The 20343-nt window shown below is 47.2% G+C and carries 15 protein-coding genes; 6 read left to right on the forward strand and 9 right to left on the reverse strand.

Translation table 11 applies throughout. The annotated features are described in order from the left end of the window. Positions 1-1032 (forward strand): tyrosine recombinase XerC, encoded by a 1032-nt coding sequence (locus tag JIE71_RS01535; RefSeq protein WP_199506969.1) that lies wholly within the window; start codon positions 1-3, stop codon positions 1030-1032. Here JIE71_RS01535 and JIE71_RS01540 read toward each other — a convergent pair. Next, positions 1010-1897: a nitrilase-related carbon-nitrogen hydrolase gene (locus JIE71_RS01540; protein WP_199506970.1), complete on the reverse strand. Its 888-nt coding sequence runs from the start codon at positions 1895-1897 to the stop codon at positions 1010-1012. The two genes, JIE71_RS01535 and JIE71_RS01540, sit on opposite strands and share 23 nt — an antisense overlap. A gap of 512 nt (positions 1898-2409) precedes the next feature. Here JIE71_RS01540 and JIE71_RS01545 point away from each other — a divergent pair. Next, positions 2410-5250 (forward strand): response regulator, encoded by a 2841-nt coding sequence (locus JIE71_RS01545; RefSeq protein WP_199506971.1) that lies wholly within the window; start codon positions 2410-2412, stop codon positions 5248-5250. A 70-nt stretch (positions 5251-5320) separates the two neighbouring features. On the opposite strand, the gene JIE71_RS01550 is transcribed toward JIE71_RS01545, so the two are convergent. The 8 genes from JIE71_RS01550 to rpmH all read right to left on the reverse strand — a co-directional run bounded on the left by JIE71_RS01550 (position 5321) and on the right by rpmH (position 12577). Continuing rightward, entirely contained in the window at positions 5321-5992 is a 672-nt protein-coding gene (locus tag JIE71_RS01550) for a riboflavin synthase (protein WP_199506972.1), read from the reverse strand. A gap of 347 nt (positions 5993-6339) precedes the next feature. Next, complete coding sequence (ribD, locus tag JIE71_RS01555) at positions 6340-7395, reverse strand: bifunctional diaminohydroxyphosphoribosylaminopyrimidine deaminase/5-amino-6-(5-phosphoribosylamino)uracil reductase RibD (RefSeq protein WP_199506973.1); 1056 nt, start codon at positions 7393-7395, stop codon at positions 6340-6342. An 87-nt stretch (positions 7396-7482) separates the two neighbouring features. Beyond that, positions 7483-7974, reverse strand: a complete 492-nt coding sequence (nrdR, locus tag JIE71_RS01560; protein ID WP_199506974.1) for a transcriptional regulator NrdR — start codon at positions 7972-7974, stop codon at positions 7483-7485. A gap of 33 nt (positions 7975-8007) precedes the next feature. Further along, positions 8008-9411: a tRNA uridine-5-carboxymethylaminomethyl(34) synthesis GTPase MnmE gene (mnmE, locus tag JIE71_RS01565; RefSeq protein ID WP_323126901.1), complete on the reverse strand. Its 1404-nt coding sequence runs from the start codon at positions 9409-9411 to the stop codon at positions 8008-8010. 141 nt (positions 9412-9552) lie between these two features. Further along, a complete protein-coding gene (yidC, locus tag JIE71_RS01570) occupies positions 9553-11232 on the reverse strand; it encodes a membrane protein insertase YidC (RefSeq protein WP_199506975.1) in 1680 nt (559 codons plus the stop codon). Between the two features lie 192 nt (positions 11233-11424). Further along, entirely contained in the window at positions 11425-11730 is a 306-nt protein-coding gene (gene yidD / locus JIE71_RS01575; RefSeq protein ID WP_416231996.1) for a membrane protein insertion efficiency factor YidD, read from the reverse strand. 90 nt (positions 11731-11820) lie between these two features. After that, positions 11821-12189, reverse strand: coding sequence for a ribonuclease P protein component (gene rnpA / locus JIE71_RS01580; RefSeq protein WP_199506977.1), 369 nt, complete (start codon positions 12187-12189; stop codon positions 11821-11823). A gap of 253 nt (positions 12190-12442) precedes the next feature. After that, entirely contained in the window at positions 12443-12577 is a 135-nt protein-coding gene (gene rpmH / locus JIE71_RS01585; RefSeq protein ID WP_007394757.1) for a 50S ribosomal protein L34, read from the reverse strand. A 586-nt stretch (positions 12578-13163) separates the two neighbouring features. Here rpmH and dnaA point away from each other — a divergent pair. The 4 genes from dnaA to gyrB all read left to right on the forward strand — a co-directional run bounded on the left by dnaA (position 13164) and on the right by gyrB (position 20176). Next, entirely contained in the window at positions 13164-14612 is a 1449-nt protein-coding gene (gene dnaA / locus JIE71_RS01590) for a chromosomal replication initiator protein DnaA (protein ID WP_199506978.1), read from the forward strand. Positions 14613-14801: 189 nt separating this feature from the next. Continuing rightward, complete coding sequence (gene dnaN, locus JIE71_RS01595; protein WP_199506979.1) at positions 14802-15977, forward strand: DNA polymerase III subunit beta; 1176 nt, start codon at positions 14802-14804, stop codon at positions 15975-15977. A gap of 62 nt (positions 15978-16039) precedes the next feature. Continuing rightward, the gene (gene recF / locus JIE71_RS01600) at positions 16040-17218 is read left to right on the forward strand and encodes a DNA replication/repair protein RecF (protein WP_199506980.1); all 1179 of its coding nucleotides are present in this window, start codon (positions 16040-16042) and stop codon (positions 17216-17218) included. A 486-nt stretch (positions 17219-17704) separates the two neighbouring features. Beyond that, positions 17705-20176 (forward strand): DNA topoisomerase (ATP-hydrolyzing) subunit B, encoded by a 2472-nt coding sequence (gene gyrB, locus JIE71_RS01605; RefSeq protein ID WP_199507009.1) that lies wholly within the window; start codon positions 17705-17707, stop codon positions 20174-20176. Positions 20177-20343: the final 167 nt, after the last annotated feature.

A 20343-nucleotide genomic window follows, 5' to 3' on the forward strand; every position in this document is an offset into this window, starting at 1 on the left:
ATGGACACCAAGCGCCCGCGGTCTGAGCGTCTATTAAAAGACGCCAGTGCCACACAGCCCATAGCGAACGACAGCGCCGACAGCCTTGCTTTTGATGCACTGATGTCGCCTGTCGAGCGCTGGCTTGCGACCCTTGCGCGCGAAAACCACTCCCTACATACCCAAACTGCCTATCATGCTGCCGTGGCTCAACTGGCGCGGCATCTGTGTGCCCAGCGTTTGACATGGACGCGCTGTGATAAGCGCCAGCTTGCCAAACACGTCACTCATCGCCTTGAAGAAGACGGCTTGAGCCTTGCCAGCATGCAGCAAGCGCTGTCCGCGATTCGGCATTTTTATGGTTGGCTGATTGATGAAGGGCAGGCACGTATCAATCCTGCGCTTGGCTATCAGCTGGCACGCGGCGCACGTGCGCTGCCCAGTATTGCTGATATTGACGTCATTACCCAGCTGCTTGACCAGCCTGCGCCCGACACGCCCAATCAAACACGGCTGTGGCTGCGTGATAAAGCCATGTTTGAGCTGCTCTACAGCAGTGGCCTACGTGTCAGTGAGCTTGTGACCCTTGATATGCATGACCTTGACCCAGCGCGCCAACAAGTGCGCGTCACGGGCAAAGGCAACAAAGTCCGTCTTGTGCCTGTCGGTGCGCGTGCGCTGGCGGCCATTGAGCGCTATTTGCCGCACCGCGCCTTGTGGAGCGAGCATGTGGACGAGGCACTGTTTATCAGCGAAAAGCTCGGCAAGCGCTTGACCACCCGTGCTGTACAGCAACGCCTTAAAGTCGCGGCAAAACGTGCAGGCATCGACCAAAACCTATATCCGCACTTATTGCGCCACTGCTTTGCCTCACACATGCTCTCAAACAGTGGCGATTTGCGCGCGGTGCAAGAGATGCTTGGGCATGCCGACATTGGCACAACGCAGATTTATACCCACGTCGATTTTGCCCGTTTGACCCAAGTCTACGACACCGCGCACCCGCGTGCGTCTCGCCAAAAACCGCGCACTAAGCCAAGCGATGGCAATTAAAAATCGGTAGCGCCTCACGTCCTTTTTCTTGTGCCGCGTTATCCAGCGTTGCCATCACTAACGCATAGTCTTGTGCTGCCTCATGGTCTGCCAATGCACTGTGGCTATAATCTGCTGCTATCGTGCCATCATGACGTGTTATCGCGCTGTGTCCCCACGTCTCACGCGCCGCCTGCTTGGGATACTGATGCGTGCCGCCTTGGGCGGCGCCAATCACCATACATTGACTGTCGAGCGCCCGCGCTTGCAAAAGTAGTGACCAATGCGCTTGTCCTGTTAAATACGTAAATGCCGAGGGCGCGCTCACTATATCGCTGCCTGCTTGACGCAGCCGCTGCGCTAGGGCAGGAAAGCGCAAATCAAAGCACACCATCATGCCCAAATGAAAGGTCGCGTCATCCAGTCTAATCGGTGCGACCACCGTTTTTGTGCCCGCCTCAAAGGTCGCCGCCTCATTATAGCTGCCCGTATCGTCCGCCACTGTCGCTTGAAACAGATGAATCTTGTCGTAGCGTGCCACTTGCGAGCCATCAGGCGCGAACAGTTGACTGACTTGACGCAAGCGCTCATTGGGCACAGGCATCCCATCAGGGCGATAGGGGCAAGGCAATGTCCCTGCGAGCAGATGTATTTGATGCTGCGCGGCAAGCTGTGCCAGCGAGCTTGATAAGGCATCAAATTGCTCAGCAGTTGCCGTTTGTGCCCCCATGCTACAGCAGTTTTCAGGCAGTACCACGAGCTGTGCGCCTTGTATGCTTGCGTCTTTTACCGCCTGCGCGATGGTTTCGAGATTTTTTTTAATGTCTTGTTGGCTGTTCATTTGCACCGCAGCTACAGACAAGGTACGGTCAGTAATGGATCGCATAATGCTCCTTAATCTTGTGTGAATTAAAAATTAACCATAAACTGTATGCCAATAGACGCCACTGTGCGCCTTTTGCGCGTATTTTTCTAGGCTAACGCATCATTGCATACATTAGGGCGTGTTGACCATTCGACCATGGCACTGACAGCGACTATTTTTTAGGCGATTCGAGGTTAAAAATAATAAGTTTAGTCATTCTAAGCGTTTATATTTAACGATGAAGCGGCAAAAAAGAGTCCTGTCCCTGCGGGCTGATGCTAAAATTGCCCCATACTGCGTTGCAAATCTCGCTAAGGCATCTGCATTATCGTCGCTTTGCGCCTTGTCTGGAACAATTTTAGCGATCAGCAGTGCCTATTTGCGAATGTTCAACACGCCCTACATTGGACAAAAGCTGTGCTACTTTTATTTTTAAAAAGTGCTTTGTGCATGTAGCACGCCAGCCAAATGATAAGCCGCTACCTTAATATCTGCATCGACGTGTCTGACACGTTAAGACAGGATTGCTATTCATGAGACAGTACCAGTCATTAAAACGCTTGCTTTTGTTTTATACAACGACGCTCGTTATTATGCTGGTGCTCTATTACACGATGATGATAGCGACCATGCAGCGCGCGTACCAAGAGCGTAGTGAGATGATTTTTTCAACCTTGGTGTATGAGCTTAGCGCCATAGGCGTGCCTAGCGACCAAGCCATCAAACGTATTTTGGCAAGACCTATTTTAGAAGATATCAGCTATCAGCTGGTGTTTATGCAACCTTCAGGGCAGACAGCGGTATACAATCATATCGATCCAAAAGAACATGATATTGCAGGTATTAGTTTTCCCACTATCAACAATCAGTCGACGTCTGATATCAGTGCCTATCATCTTACACATCATTATTTAATTGGTCATATTAATCTAAAAGATGGGCAACAGGTATATACCGTCATCTGTCACGAGCATCCTGACATACCGTGGTTACATTATGAGATATGGCTGCCGTTAATCACAGTGACGGCACTGTTTTTTATCGCACTACTCTATCTACTGCAGCGGCGCAATAGCTGGGCACGCCTGCTAAACTACGTTGATGCCATCACGACAGGCAAGCGCAATACGTACTCACCCTTACTTTTAGACGACTCTGAACCGACCTCGGAGTTTTTACATTTGGGCCACTCGCTTAGCCGTATCAGTTATCAGCTCAATAGTAAGCATCGCCGAATTCAGACCTTAACACACCGCCTTGAGCGGCTGGTTGAGCGAGCACCACTACCGATGCTAATGATGTCAAGGCATGGCCAAGTTAGCTTTTTTAATCAGCGCTTTGAGCAGCTATTCACCACGTCATTTGGACGCGATGCCAGCTATACCTTGACTGATTTTTTGATTGGGAGTGATAAAGCCACACAGCAGTATTTAAGTCAGCCTGAAGCATTGCGCGTCAGTCGTACTCTACTGGTCTATGGCGCACTCGATAAGCAAGCGTATCAGTTACAAATCACCCCTTGGTTCACTGAATATGGACAGGTGCATGGATTTACAGTGATGCTGGATAATGTACAGCACTTTGTCACTGAGCGTAAGCAGCTTCAGCAGCAAAACGCTCAGCTGCTTGACCAGCTTTCAGATATGAGCCGCTTAAAATCTGTCTTAGGGCATGAACTGCGCACCCCGCTCAATGCCATCATTACTACCTTAGATACAGTGAATGTCGACAGCTTGTCTGAGAGTAATAAAGAGGTTTTCGATATTTTAAGCGAATCCAGCCAGTTTATGTTGACCATGTTAAATGACCTACTGGATATGGCAAAAATCGAAGCGGGCAAAATGGACATTCTTTATGATGATGTGGACGTTTTGGCACTTAGCCAACATCTATGCGACCTTATGACTGCCAGTGCGTGGCGCAACAACGTAGAATTACTGCACTTTTTTATGCCTGATGCACCGCGTCACATCTCAACCGATGGCAGCCGTTTGCGCCAGATTATGATTAATCTGCTCGATAATGCCATTAAATTTACCTCATCTGGCTATGTTGCATTAATTATAGAGCGCGTCAGCTCAGAGTATGTCAACCATCTTATCAGTACACCAGCTTTATCAGACTCAAACAAAGGTGCGAAGGAACAAAAAAATGCCAATACCTTGGCCGCTCATGCCATCCAAATATGGCAAAAACAGCATCATCATCCGCCTAGCAGCTGGTTGCATATTCGGGTAGAGGATACAGGTATTGGTATCAACGAAGACGAGCAGGCGCATTTGTTTTCTTATTTTGGTCAAGCCAATACTCATATTGGACACCAATTTGGGGGTACTGGCTTAGGACTGGCTATTTCGAACAATTTTGCCCAGCTGCTTGGCGGATTTATTCGCGTACAAAGTGAAAAAGGTATGGGTAGTACTTTTCATTTATACTTGCCATATTACGCAGATAAGCCGCAGCTGGCCTATCCCGCGTCCCCAGCTATTCGCTCGGTACATTTGGTCGCTATCGTCAATCAGCACGTTACCGCTAATGCACTAAACAAGCTTTGTAAGCAGTTGTCCGTGAGCGTCAAGACCTTTGTGGGTTTTGACTCGACGGCGCAGCAGCATATCGAACAGCTCTTATACAACCCTTCACAAACGCACGCCCCTGTGTTACTGCTGGACTATGAGTATTACGAACGCTATCAAAAAGACCTTAAGGACAATGGTCTGTCTGACCAATTAACACCCTTATATAAAAATAAGACACTCCCTGCCTTACTTCTTAGCATGAAGTCTGAACGCGGTATCCCATCTATCTTTATCGAAGATTTTGATGGATTTTTGACCAAGCCTTTGGACGTCACTTTGTTGCTCTCTGAGCTGGTGCGTGTGACCCAAGCTACGCGCCGATACCTAACTGTCGTACCTGCAGCCGTACCTGAAAAAGACGTACCACCCGCATCTCATGCAGTTACTGAGGCCGCCAAACTACCTATAGCTATACCCGAAGAAAAGCCCTTAATCTTGGTGGTTGAGGACAACTTAACCAACCAAAAAATCACCGTAAAAATGCTCGAGAAGCTCGGCTATCGCAGTTTGGTTGCCGCTGATGGTCAGCAAGCGCTCACTGCCCTCAAAACACAAAGAGAAGATATTTCGCTGATTTTAATGGATTGCCGTATGCCTGTGATGGATGGCCTAGAAGCTACCGCCGCGATTCGCGCGCTTGGTGACAATATCAGCATCATCGCCTTGACAGCCAACAGTAGTGATGAGGACTGCAAGGCATGCTTTGCTGTCGGTATGAATGGATTTTTGACCAAGCCTGTCAATAAAAACAAACTACAAGAAACCTTGCAGCAGTTTTTGGCGCGCAGTGAATAAATGGCGATGACAGACCCTAAAAAACGCACGTCTGCTGCGTGCCCTTTTTATTAAAACGAATAAACACCGACTATTTTAAAAACCCTGTCTTTGCCAAAAAGGCTTCGTCAATACCACCTTGGGTGCTTGCTGTATCGCTACGGGTCTGTGGTTTTAGCAACAAACGCTCCAAGTAACGCGCCACAATATCCACCTCTACATTGACCTTGCTGCCAACGAACCAATGCTTGGCGATGTTGGTCATCTGTGCGGTATGCGGGATGATGTTTAAGCACACGATATTGTCACGTACCAAATTGGTGGTCAGGCTAATGCCATCGAGCGTGATAGAGCCTTTGGTCGCAGTATAATGCGCCAACTCATGCGGAATCTCAATCTCGATATAGATAGAGCGCGCGTCTTTTTTCAGCAATTTTACCGTACCCACGCCATCCACATGACCTGCAACAATATGTCCGCCAAAGCGTGTGGTCGGCAGCATGGCTTTTTCTAAATTGACACTATCCCCTACTTGTAGCGTCGCTAGCGCCGTGCGCTGTATTGTTTCACGTGAAACATCAACTGCATAATAGTCTTTGCCGAACTCAACCACCGTCAAACAAATACCGTTGGCAGCGATGGAATCGCCCAAAGACACATCGCTAAAGTCTAAGCTGTCAGACGCAACCACCAAACGGATATCGCCACCTGTAGGCTGCATCGCTCTGACCGTACCCATACTCTCAATAATGCCTGTAAACATAACCACCCCATACTCATTTGTTAAAAAACCTGTGGATAACTCTGTGACCTACCTGTATGTTCCACGCTTTTTAGCTAGGTTTCATAAGTTATCCACAGCTTATTATTCGTTAAAGCGTTTTTATTAAAATCATATATATCAATTATAAGTTGCTGATTTTAAATATATTTTTACTTAAATATAAATTATTCATCTTGGAAAATGTTCCATGTGAAACCTTTTGCTAAAAGTTATACACAGTTTCATGTGAAACCTTCTATTCGCTGTTTTATACAACATTTATCCCCAGTGGGACAGCATTACAGCGTTTTTTGTGTTACTAAATAGCATTGCTGTATCAAACAGCCTTATAATGGCTTAAAAACCATCTTTATATCATTTCCAATACGCTCATGACTGCTGCAGTCAAAGCGCAGTTGCTCAGTAAGGGAAAGCGGATGATAGTCCACCATCGGCCTGGCTGCATCGCCGAGCAAACAGGGGGCTTGGTAAACAATCAGCTCATCGACCAATCCTTGTGCCAAAAAACTGCCCGCCACTTGCGCACCTGCCTCGACCAAGACATCGTGACAGTGATGCGTGTGCACCAAGTCTTGTAACAGGGTCGTTAAGTCGTCTGTTCGCCAAAATACAGTGTCCTCTTTACGACACAGCTGATACGCGGAATCATCCGCCAGCGCCAAACGGTGGCGTCTGTCGAGTATCACGACTTTGGGCTGTGGGATACTTGACATATCCACGCCAAGCTGTAATGAGCGTACATTGAGCGCTGGATTGTCCGCAATCACCGTCTGACTGCCCGTGACAATCGCGCCACTACGCGCCCGTAAATGCTGCACATCTTGGCGCGCAGCGTCTGAAGTAATCCATTTTGAGCTGCCATCTGCCATCGCGGTACGTCCATCGAGGCTGGTGGCGATTTTTAGGCGCACGTACGGCATTTGCGTACGCATCACCTTAAGAAACCCTGTATTAAGCGCTTCTGCTTGCGCGGTCATGACGCCGACGGTGACTTGGATGCCTGCAGCTTCTAGCATCGCTACGCCGCGCCCTGAGACTTGCGGATTGGGATCCAGCCCTGCAATCACCACGCGCGCCACTTGTGCGGCAATCAAGGCTTTGGCACATGGCGGTGTGCGTCCTGTATGGCTGCACGGCTCCAAGGTGACATACGCAGTCGCCCCCATTGCAGCGTCTCCAGCCTCAGCGAGCGCATACACCTCTGCGTGTCCTTTGCCCGCCTTTGGGTGAAAGCCTTTTCCGACAATCTGCCCGTCTTTTACCAAGACACAGCCGACCGCAGGATTGGGGCGAGCGGTGTATAGCCCTCGCTTAGCCTCTTCAATCGCTAGCATCATAAAATAGCGGTCGCTGGCGTGTATAGCGCTGCTTTGCTCAGTCATACGTATTTATTGTCCGTGCTCGGTGTTTGTTTAAATAAGGGCACTGATGTGCTTAGCTTCTGGGCGATAACAGCTATTATCTTGCGACTACAGCGTCTTTTCGCCCTCTACAACGTTATCGGTCTTGTCACTGGGACGAATATTCGCCAGTTCCTTTTGAAAGGCATCAATGTCTTGAAAGTCGCGATAGACACTGGCAAAACGCACATAGGCAACGTCGTCCAAATCTTTGAGCTCACTCATGATAATTTCGCCCAAAACATTGCTACTCACTTCACGCTCACCCATTTGGCGCACACGCTTTTCGATACGGCTAATCATCGCTTCTTGCTCATCGATAGTAATCGGGCGCTTTTGTAGTGGCAGCATGACTGAGCGGCGTAGTTTTTCATTGTCATACGGCTCTATTTTGCCACTAGATTTAATGATACGTGGCATGACGACCTCAACCATCTCAAAGGTAGTAAACCGCTCCTGACAGACGCTACAGACGCGGCGGCGACGCACTTGCGCGCCATCAGCAGCAAGGCGTGAATCGATCACTTTGGTCTCTGACGCGTTGCAATACGGACAATGCATATTTTTCCTCTTTATCCACAAATGGATGAACGTTTACTTACCAATACAAAAGCTGCCGAAGATTTTGCCAAGTAAATCGTCAGCACTAAACGCGCCTGTAATCTCGCCAAGACTTTGCTGCGCTTGACGCAGACTCTCGGCGACCAGCTCCCCTGCGGCAAACACCACCAGCTGCTCGTGTGCGGCGTCCAAATGCGCGCTAGTGCGTCTGAGTGCATCCAAGTGCCGCGTACGCGCAATCAGGCTGTTTTCGGCAGGATGAAAGCCCACTTTATCGCACAATGCATCAACCAATACCTCAATACCTTGATTGGTTTCACATGAAACATTGACATGGGTATAGCCCGATTGAGTGACCAACACCGCTTCATCGGTATCGCCAAGTAAGTCGCTTTTGTTGGCAATCATCAATAGACGCTTGGCATCAGGAAGCGTGCCAAAAAGTTGCTCAGCAAGCGCCAACACACCATCGGTGCCCGCAATATCACGGGTACGGTCATAGACCATCAGCAGCAAATCCGCTTGCGCAATCGCAGCGCGGGCGCGCTCAATACCAATACGCTCGACCGTATCCTCCGTCTCGCGCAAGCCTGCTGTATCAGTCAAATGCAGCGTCAGCCCTTTTAAAACGACAGTTTCTTGTAGCGTATCACGGGTTGTGCCTGCCACATCGGTGACAATCGCGCGCTCTTGTCCTGCCAAGGTGTTCAGTAGGCTGGATTTGCCTGCATTGGGACGGCCTGCCAACACCACATGAATGCCGTCACGTAGCAACTGACCTTGCTTTGCGGTATCTAAGACTTGGGCGATTTTCGCTTGAGTCTGCTCAAGCTTGTCTTGAATCACGCCATCTGACAAAAAGTCCACATCCTCTTCATCAGGAAAATCAATCGCCGCTTCGACATGCAGACGTAAATGAATCAATTGCTCAAGCAGTGCATTAACCTTGGTTGAAAACTCGCCACTCAATGAACGAATCGCACTGCTCGCCGCTGCCGCGCTGGTGGCATCAATCGCATCAGCAATGGCCTCTGCCTGTACCAAATCGAGCTTATCATTATCAAAAGCGCGGTAAGAAAACTCACCTGCATTGGCTTGGCGCGCCCCCAGCTCAAAGGTACGGGTTAATAGCAAGCTTTGTAATATGGTGCCGCCATGCCCTTGTAGCTCAATCACATCTTCGCCTGTAAACGAATGCGGCGCTTTAAAATACAGTACCAACCCTTCATCAATCACACTGCCATCTGCTTGATAAAAACGGCAGAAGTTTGCAAGCCTTGGCGTAAAGGATTTTTTGCGTGTCAATTGACACGCAATATCATATGCACGCGCGCCCGATAAGCGAATAATACCGACCCCGCCGCGCCCTTGAGGCGTCGCAATGGCAGCAATGGTCGCTTGCTGAGGCTGAGAAGAGGCACTGGAAGATTCGGTCACAACAATCCTATGAGGCTATTTTAAAGTACCCATTATAGACGCCTGCACCCCTACTGACAAAACAAACTTCGTCACAGCAAGTATCCATTTCCCATAAAAAAACCACCGCCGTAGCGATGGTTTTGTATGACAAAAAGCGGTTTAGTCAACCACTTTTACTGTGCGGCGCTTTTGTTCTTCTTCAACCTTCTTATTGACGATGTACTGCTGCGTCATACTAAACAAGTTGTTCACGGTCCAGTACAGTACCAAACCTGCTGGGAAGAACAGCATAAACGCGGTGAAGATAATCGGTAAAAACTTCATCACTTTGGCCTGCATCGGATCGGTTGGCTGTGGGTTCAGCTGCTGCTGTACGAACATCGACACACCCATAAGCAGTGGCAAGATAAACCAAGGATCCATCGCCGATAGATCTTGAATCCATAAAATCCATGGCGCATGGCGCAGCTCAACACTTTCGACCAATACCCAATATAACGCTAAGAAAATCGGCATCTGCATAAGAATCGGTAGACAGCCCGCCATTGGATTGACCTTCTCTTCTTTGTAGATGTTCATCATCTCTTGAGACATCTTCATGCGGTCATCGCCATGCTCTTCTTTTAGCGCTTGTAAACGCGGCGCAATAGCACGCATTTTCGCCATAGAATAGTAGCTTTTATTTGAGAACCACATTAGGGCAATTTTAACCAAGATAGTCAGTACGATGATTGACCAGCCCCAGTTGCCAATGACCTTGTGAATCCCTTCTAGCAGCGCGAACAACACCTTGGAGATGGGCCATAACAAACCATAATCAACGGTTTTGTTTAGACCGACCGCCACGTCTTTAAGTTCAGACTGAACTTTTGGACCTGCATACAAGGTTGCGTCAAGGGTTAACTGCTTATTGGCAGCGATATTAACAGGCTCACTCTTAAAGCCGATAAAATAATCGCCGTTATTTTCATTGCTAAAGAATTGACCTGTAAAGTTGCTTGGTGTCCACGCAGACACAAAGTAATGCTGCACGATACCGACCCAACCATCTTTACTAGATACAGTCAACTCGCCATCATTAAACTCTTTAAATTTCAGTTTGTTATAAGGATCATCAGGCGTACCCCACGCGCCACCTAAGTAGGTCGCCATGCTCAGTGCGCCCTTGTTTGACATACCAGGATCAGCGCTGTCATCACGCTTTAGCTGCGCAAACAGCTGACCTTGCCATGGCTTATCGGAGCGGTTTTGGATTTGATAGCGGACATCGATAGGATATTTATCGTGCGTAAAGATAAAGGTTTTGGTAACCGTCACACCATCTTTTTCATAGGTTAGCGGTACAGACAGCGTATCTTGTCCATCCTCCATCACATAGCGCTCGGCATCGTGACTGTATTTGGCGCGACCAGCAGCAGTATCAATACCGTTTGGCCCCATGAGACCAGACTGTGCCACATAAACACGGTTGCTGTCGCTCTCTAGTAGAACAAAAGGCTTATCGCTATCAAGGGTCGCATCGTACTGTTTAAGCGCAGCATAAACGATGTCACCGCCTTCTGGGTTGATTTTAATATCATAACGATCCGTCACAACAGTAATCAAACCACCATCCGTTGTCTGCGTAGTAGCGACTGGCGCGTTGTTTGATGTCGTCTGTGCAGGAATATCACCGACAGCACCTGTCGAAGAGGGAATATCTGCACCCACTGAGGTCGTCGTCTCTGGCACTGCATCGACCGCAGGCGCGTCTGCATAATCATCACGCCATGCCAAAATCAGCAGATAAGCGGTAATCAGCATCGCAATGATGATCATCACCCGAAATATCTTTTGCATAAACCTTTCCTAGAGTGAACTATAAGGGCAGTTATCACAGTCGCTATACGCTACGATAAGGCAGCAAAGCAGAAAAACCGTGACACAAAATGGTCATCATTTTACTAAAAAACCGTATTAAATGATACCTGTCGTCAGCTAACGCCTCTTTTCAAAGGTAACAGCATGCAACATGCTAGGTATAAGCGCTATTTAGCGCAGCCAGTTTGCTAAGCGTTTATTGTAGCTATAGCGATCTGTCCACACACAATGATGCTGTGGATAACTTTGGGTATAACTTGATACATCCTGAGAAATAGAAGGAGTGTGCGGAATATAATCATAACGATAGCGATATAAGGGTAGCGGTACAAAATCTATCCCTTGACCGCCAAATGGCTGACAACGTGCCAAACGCCTAATCAGTAAAAATGCGCCGCGTAAGCCACCATGCCACCTAATAGCCTGCATCCCGTACGCTGAGCAGGTTGGATAGTAGCGACAACGTGCTGGCATCATCGGACTGATTATTTTTTGATAGAAAAAAATAAAATAATAAATAAAAAAATAAATTATTTTATTTATATATTTTTTAATAAAAAACATATTTTAAATTTTAATTTTTTTTAAAATATTATTTATTTCTAAATTTATTTCTTTCTTTGATAAACTATCTATAGGTTTTTTAACAATAAAAACAATATCTTTATTTTTTAATAGACTATTTTTTTTACGAAAACTTTCACGAATATGACGCTTTAGCGTATTACGCATCACTGCTGTAGGCACCTTTCGCTTAGTGATAGCCATACCAAGACGCGCATGTTCTGCCTCATTATCGCGGACAAATGCCATCAGGTGTGTTTGGTGTAGCTTACGTTCAGGAGCATCGAATACGGTTTTAAAGGCTTTTGGGGTTAACAAACGCTGAGATTTTAAGAAGCGATTATCACTTGATATTAAAGACGTTTTTTCCATAATACATACCTGTTCATGTAAATGTAATCTGTATCAATACTAAATATTCACCGTTTAACAGCCACAAAAAAAGCGCCTCTTGCGGCGCTCTTAATATACAGTACTCTATGATAAACAGGCTATAACGCTTCAGATGGCAGATGGTCTGCCTGTGCAAATGATTCAATGCTCAATACCAGCTGAATCTATAGCTTATCAATGTCGTTACTGTGTATCGTCAATCACTCACCAATGCTGGTGACTGTGGTCGAGATTATACAGTCAGACGATGACGACCTTTCGCACGGCGACGAGCCAAAACTTGGCGGCCTTTTTTAGTTGCCATACGAGCACGGAAACCGTGAGTACGCTTGCGTTTAATCACGCTTGGCTGGAATGTACGTTTCATAACTCACCTATCTAAACGAAATAATGGACCAAATTGGCAATAACGAAGAAGTATATCGTTTTTACTGTCTTTGGTCAATAAATGATTATTGAATTTATGGTTTTGATTATTCTGTGCTCCTAAAGGTCTTACTTACTATGCACCCTAACCTAATATCTTATGCCTGCGTGATCGTTATTAAGCACTCAGTTTAGCTATAAGAACCTCATTTCAGTGGCTGCTGGTTTAGTTAAATTACTAAAGTTATCCACAGAAAACTGGCTGCTCTATAATAATAATTATAATAATATATATAGATATTGTTGTTATTGGGATGGCTATTTTCTGAGGATAACTCATATTTTTGTATAAAAATCAAAATTCTATACTATGGGTAACCCTGTGGATAAGTTGTGGGTAAAATGTGCGTAACTGGGGCTGAAAAGTTGTCCCCATTTTTATCCACACAGTTATCCCCAGAAAATGAGATGTTATCCACAGGTGATTTATGCTACATTAGCTCGCTAGTTTTTAGAGGCGATTGAGGCGGGTTTGATAGGCCTGTTTCGCCAATATTTTTGAAGATTGACAAGGGTATGAAATAGCAATGATAGATACAGCCACCATATGGGACAGATGTTTGAATGATCTGCGCTATCAGGTCAAAGACAATGTGTTTACAATGTGGCTACGCCCTTTATCTGCGCACCAAGAGGCGCAAACCTTAGTGATTCGAGCACCTAATGATTATTTCGTCTCATATATCAAAAAAAATCATTTAGAAGACATCAAGCATTTGGTAGCCAAGCATGCGCAAGGGGCTATCGACGATGTCGTTGTACGTGTTGATAATATCAATCACAAGACAGAATTGACGGTTGATGAGCCTATTGAGGCACGTCCTACACCATCTAACCTCCCCTCCCCCACCGTACCAAAAGCACAAAATCCTAGTATCCAAGGCTTTGATTTTAAAGACAACGTTAATCATCAAGCCCAGCAAGCGGCATTTAGTGATGCTGTTGATACCAAGTCGCTCAGCTACCTAAACCCTGACTTTACGTTTGAGACCTTTGTCACAGGTAAGTCCAACAATCTGGCGTATAAGGCGTGTTACGAGCTTGGAAAAAAACAATCCAAAAATCGTCATAATCCATTATTTATTTATGGGTCTTCTGGTTTGGGAAAAACACATTTAATGCATTCTGTTGCTCATCGATATTTAAAATCAAATAGAAGTTTTTATTATTTTACTTCTGAAAAATTTATTAACCAATTGGTTTATTCTTTAAGAAATAATAAAATTGAAGATTTTAAGAAAAAAATTAAAAAAGTTGATTTATTGATCGTGGATGATATTCATGTCTTGGCAGGTAAGACCAAAAGCAGTAATGAGTTTTTGACGCTGTTTGCTGACTTTACGAGTGGTGATAAACAGCTGATACTTGCCTCAGACCGTCATCCGTCGCAAATGACCGAGTTTGATGAGCGCTTTCGTTCACGTTTTTCTTGGGGACTGACGGTTGCGGTCGACCCGCCTGAGATTGATACGCGTATGCAGATTTTGCAGAAAAAGGCAGCAAGCTACGGTATGGTGCTGCCTAAAGAGTGCGCGCTGTTTATCGCACAAAACGTGGTGTCCAATGTGCGCCGCCTAGAAGGTGCGCTCAATCAGGTATTTGCCAACGCCAATCTAACGGGCGCGCCGATTACCCTTGAGATGGTGCAATACGCGCTCAAAGACATTGTGGCGATGCGCGTACAAGCGGTGAATATGGACAATATCCGCAAGGTGGTGGCAGAGTTTTATGATGTCAGTGTCAAAGATATTATGGGTCGTAAACGTACACGCAATATCGCAAGACCCAGACAAATTGCGATGGCGCTAGCGCGTGAGCTGACGGGTGATAGCTACCCTGATATCGGTCAGTCGTTTGGAGGGCGTGACCATACGACAGTGATGCACGCGTGCGATAAAGTGGCGCAGCTACGGGCTACCGATCCTGCGTTTGATAAGGATTACCGAGCGCTGGCGATGATGCTACAAGCGGCATAAGGCGCATTTTTATACATCTCTCTATTGCCAGTCTGATGCGTAAGATATGTCCTCCCCTGTTACGGAGCGGTCATGTTTTTGGGCAAAAATATAGTTTATAATGCTATCGTTTGGGCGTCTTTTGCTCGTGTTGGATGTCTTTTTTTATTGGATTTGTCATTTACCGCTTGGAACGAAGAGTAACTTTACATGCAATTATCGATTAATCGAGAGTCGTTATTAAAAGCCATCAACTTGATTGCCAAGGCGGCGGATAAACGCCATAACATGGTTATTTTGGGCAATATTAAGCTGCAGTTGTCTGAGTCTGAGCTGGTACTGACCGCTTCAGATTTAGAGGTCGAGCTGACTGCGACATTACAGTTGCCTGCTGGTGCTTGCGTGCAAGCGGGCGCAGTGACTCTGCCTGCCATTAAGCTAAAAGACATTTGCAAGTCCCTACCCGCCCAGTCACAGATTACCTTGAGTGCCAAAGACAAAGAGCGCTGTTTGCTGACCAGTGGTAAGAGCCGCTTTACACTCGGCACGCTGCCTGCAGAGGATTTTCCTGTACTTGGCAACCCTGAAAACATCACCGCGCTGACTATCAGTCGCAGCCGTTTGCTGGATTTGGTACACAAAACACAATTTGCCATGGCGATTCAGGATGTGCGCTATTATCTGACAGGTATGCTGTTCGATGTCTCTGCGCAGCAGCTCACCACCGTGGCCACTGACGGACACCGTCTGGCACTCGCGCGTAGTGTGATTGATGTTGATGCCGCGCTAAATATGCAGGCGATTTTACCAAGAAAGGCAGTGATTGAGCTGGAGCGTTTGACCTTGGAGCTAAGCAAACTCTTGGGCGATAATGACAATGCGCTGACATTGAGCTTTGGTCGTGAGTTCTTGCAAGTCAGCTTGCCGTTTGGTGAGGTAGACAGTACAGGGCGTATCAGTTCTGAGCTGATGGTCACCTTTACCGCGCGCTTGATTGATGGCAAATTCCCTGATTATCGCCGTGTGATGCCAAGCAATACGGACAAGTTGGCGCTGATGAATCAAGAAAAACTTGCTGATGTGCTGCGCCGTGTGGCTATCTTGAGTAATGAAAAATCGCGTGGTGTGGTGCTGAGCTTCTCAGGTGACGGTACGGTTGAGATTCGTGCAAATAACGCCGAACAAGACGAAGCGATCGAAGTGTTACAGGTTAAATATCAAGGCGAGCCAATCGAGCTGTCATTTAACGCTGCCTACATCCAAGATGTGCTGTCGGTAACCCAAGGTGATGTACAGATGCACATGAGCCAATCGAACGCCTCTGTGCTGGTCAATCAGTTGGGTGATGAACTGCATCAATACGTGATTATGCCAATGCGTATCTAATTTGAGCATACAAGTGCCTATTGGCGCATGATTTTGAGTGTTTTTTGGCGGATAGGTGGTTTATGATTGAACGTTTGCACGTCTCGCAGCTGCGTAATATCCGCCAAGCCACCTTATCCATGAGTAAGTGCAACGTCATTATCGGCGCAAACGGCAGCGGCAAAACCTCGTTACTCGAAGCCATTTTTTTATTATCGCGTGGCAAAAGCTTTCGTCACCACCAGCCCAAGCGCTATATCCAGCACCATCAGCCAACCGCCACCGTACACGCCAGCCTCAGTGATGGCAGCTCCTTAGCGATTCAAAAAAACACCGATGCCAGTACCCTGCTGCGCCTTAATCACAATACGGTGTACAACCAAAGCATTCTTACTGAGCAATTACCTACTTTATTGATTGACCCATCGTCTATGGACATGCTCGAGCAGGGCAGTGCCAGTCGTAGACAGCTGCTTGATTGGTTGGCGTTTCACATGAAACAGGCGTTTCACCCGCAGTGGGTAGCGTATCAACGCTTGTTAAAACAGCGCAACAGTGTGCTAAAGCGCAGCCGTAGTTTGAATGCCAATCAACTGGCAGAGCTGCAAGCGTGGGATGCGGGACTGAGCAATCATGCGGCGTTGATTCATCATTATCGCCAGCATCTATTTGATGCGTGGCAGCCATATTTTGCAGAGGCGATTGATAAATTATTGCCCGCGTATAGCGGACAGTTACAGCTGAGCTATCAGGCGGGCTTTGACACCAGTCGCCCTTTAGATGAGCAATTAAGTGAGCGCCTTGAACAAGACAGCCAGCTCGGCTATACGCGCATTGGCAGCCATCGAGCGGACATTCACGTGCATTGGCGCGAAGGTGGCGGTGCATTGGGCAATATCAAAGAGCAGGCGGCAAACGTGCTGTCGCGCGGTGAAAAAAAGCTGCTCATTACCGCATTGCGCCTGTCTCAATTGCCGCTATTGCTCAATCATGCCGCACACGATGAGCGCTATGCCAATACCCGTGCCAGACCCACGCCTGTGGTGCTGCTCGATGACGTGACCGCGGAACTGGATGCGCGCGCAATAGACATTTTGTTGACCACATTGGCTGAGCTGCCATGCCAAGTGGTATTGACCAGCTTGACGCAGGAAATTTTGCCGCAAGTACAGCGTTATTGGCAAATGCCAAGGTTGTTTCACGTGAAACAAGGTGTTATTAAACACACTGATAAACCTACTGAGTCGACAGCACTTTCATAAACGTCTGCAATCTCATGCCTTTTCACAATGTCTTCTCTTATTATTCGAGTAGTATCTATTCATCTCTTTTACGTACTCTTTTATCCGCGACAGCCATCAACGTTATCTTGCTGATGCATGGTGATAAGCGCGTCTACACCTCATAAGTTAACCCCATAAATTGCCTATTAAACAGTGACTTAAAGACAAAAAAATGCTAAAATAGTGCTTTATTTTTGTCCAAATATCAGCACATGAGTTGATACAATTATCGTCGTCTAAGTAATTGAAATAATAAGTATTATTGATTAGATAACCGACGGTGGTTGCAGCGTATTTTTGGCTGCGATGGTGATATCAGCGCCTGTGTGTATCCGACTTATCAGACCGTGTAGACGACCCCAAGCGGGGATGGTCACTGTCTGGTATCGGTCTAATTAAGGAATGCCCATGAATGAGTCACGACCTACCGATAACGAGACACTAACGCCTGACGTGCTACCAGAGATGACCGAAACCACTCAGCTGCCTTCTGATTACAGCTCAAAAGACATTCGCGTCCTACGCGGACTAGAAGCGGTGCGTGTGCGCCCTGGTATGTATATTGGCGACACCGAAGATGGCACAGGCCTACACCACATGGTCTTTGAGGTGGTGGACAACTCTATCGATGAGGCGCTGGCGGGTCACTGTGACCAAATTGATATCGTCATTCATGAAGATGAATCGATCAGTATCATGGATAATGGACGCGGCGTGCCTGTGGATATCCATCCTGAAGAAGGCGTGTCAGCGGCGCAGGTCATCATGACTGTACTGCACGCAGGCGGTAAGTTCGATGATAACAGCTACAAGGTATCAGGCGGCTTGCACGGTGTGGGCGTATCGGTGGTGAACGCGCTATCGAGTAAGCTTGAAATGAACATCTGGCGCGAAGGCCATCACTATCATCAGACCTATACCGATGGTGTGCCTGATGCGGACATCGAGCAGCTCGAGCCGACCGATAAGACGGGCACGCAGATTCGTTTTTATCCCAGTCCTGAAGTATTTACCGAGACAGTCTTTGATTATGACGTGCTTGCAAAGCGTTTACGCGAACTGTCTTTTCTAAATTCAGGCGTACGTATTGTCTTGACCGATGAGCGTAGCGACAAGCGCCACGAGTTTGAGCACAAAGGCGGTTTGTCTGAATTTGTCAGCTATATCAATGCAGGCAAAGACAGCATCAATGATGTGTTTCATTTTACCACTGAACAAGATGATGGTATCGGCGTAGAAGTCGCCTTGCAGTGGTCAGACACCTATAACGAAAAGGTATTGTGCTTTACCAACAACATCCCACAGCGCGATGGTGGTACGCATCTATCAGGCTTTCGCTCAGCGTTGACCCGCTGTCTAAACACCTATATCGACAATGAAAACTTGCTTAAGAAAGAAAAATTCACTGCCACAGGCGATGATGCGCGTGAAGGCTTAACTGCCATTGTTTCAGTCAAAGTGCCTGACCCAAAATTCTCTAGCCAAACCAAAGACAAGCTGGTCTCAAGCGAAGTTAAATCAGCAGTCGAATCGGCAATGCACGATAAGTTTAATGACTTTTTGCTAGAGAATCCGACCGCCAGTAAAGCCATTGCCAATAAGATTTTGGACGCGGCGCGCGCTCGTGATGCGGCGCGTAAAGCGCGTGAGATGACCCGCCGTAAGACCACGCTCGATATCGCAGGTCTGCCTGGTAAGCTTGCTGATTGTCAAGAAAAAGACCCATCGCTGTCTGAGCTGTATATTGTGGAAGGGGACTCGGCAGGTGGCTCAGCCAAACAAGGGCGTAGCCGTAAAACGCAGGCGATTTTGCCACTTAAAGGTAAAATCCTAAACGTCGAGCGTGCGCGTTTTGACAAAATGCTGTCATCTGCTGAAGTGGGCACGCTGATTACCGCGCTTGGCTGCGGTATCGGCCCTGATGAGTATAATCCTGACAAAGTCCGTTATCATAAAATCATCATCATGACCGATGCGGACGTGGATGGCTCGCACATTCGCACGCTGCTCTTGACGTTCTTTTTCCGTCAAACGCCTGAGCTGATTGAGCGTGGTTATATTTATATTGCCCAACCACCGCTATACAAGGTTAAAAAAGGTCGCCAAGAGCTGTATCTTAAAGACGATGAAGCGCTAAAAGCCTATCTATTGTCATCGACCATCGACAGCACGCAGCTGCATATCAGTGCGGACGCACCTGCAATTACGGGTCAAGCGTTAGAGTCTTTGCTCAACGACTATAACCAAACGCAGCTGGTCAAAGCGCGCTTGCAAACGCGTTATCCTGCGGTCGTCCTTGATGCGTTGACGCAAGTGCCCAAGCTCACTACCGAACTGACCGTTGATAAAGCAGCGATGGAAGACTGGCAAGCTAAGATGCAAGCAGCACTAACAGCGCTGGATAATGACTTGCGTCCAACAATTGAGCTGGTTGATATCTACGCACGTGACGAGCAAGAAGAGGGCGAGAGCAACCATGCGCCGCAGTGGCTACCACGTATTACCATATACGTGCATCAGCTTGCGTATCATTATTTGCTTGATGCCAGCTTCATGGTATCAGCGGAGTATCAGCGTCTATTGCGCCTATCTGATGAGTGGAACACGCTGTTAGAGGACGATGCCTTTATTCGCCGTGAAAGCAGCAGTGGCGCTAAAGATATTGCTATTCGCGACTTTGATCATTTATGGCAACAAATCATGCTCGATGCCCGTCGTGGCCTGGCGATTCAGCGCTATAAAGGATTGGGCGAGATGAATGCCGATCAGCTGTGGGATACCACGATGGATCCAGAAAACCGCCGTATGCTACGCGTGACCATCGAAGATGCCATCGCTGCTGACCATCTGTTTACCTGTTTGATGGGTGACCATGTCGAGCCGCGCCGTGCCTTTATCGAAGAAAACGCATTGACGGTGTCCAACCTCGATATCTAAGCTGTCTTTTAGGTACATATTTAGCGGTGTGTCTTCGGATGCACCGCTTTTTTTATGCAAAAAGACACTCTATTTAGACTTTGTTTCACGTGAAACTTAACAATAAAATGAAACTTTAGGCTTGGACTGGCTTTGCCACTACCAGTTATAAAGCGGTTAATAATTGT

The organism is Psychrobacter sp. bablab_jr014, from assembly GCF_016464015.1.
Taxonomy (GTDB): Bacteria; Pseudomonadota; Gammaproteobacteria; order Pseudomonadales; family Moraxellaceae; genus Psychrobacter.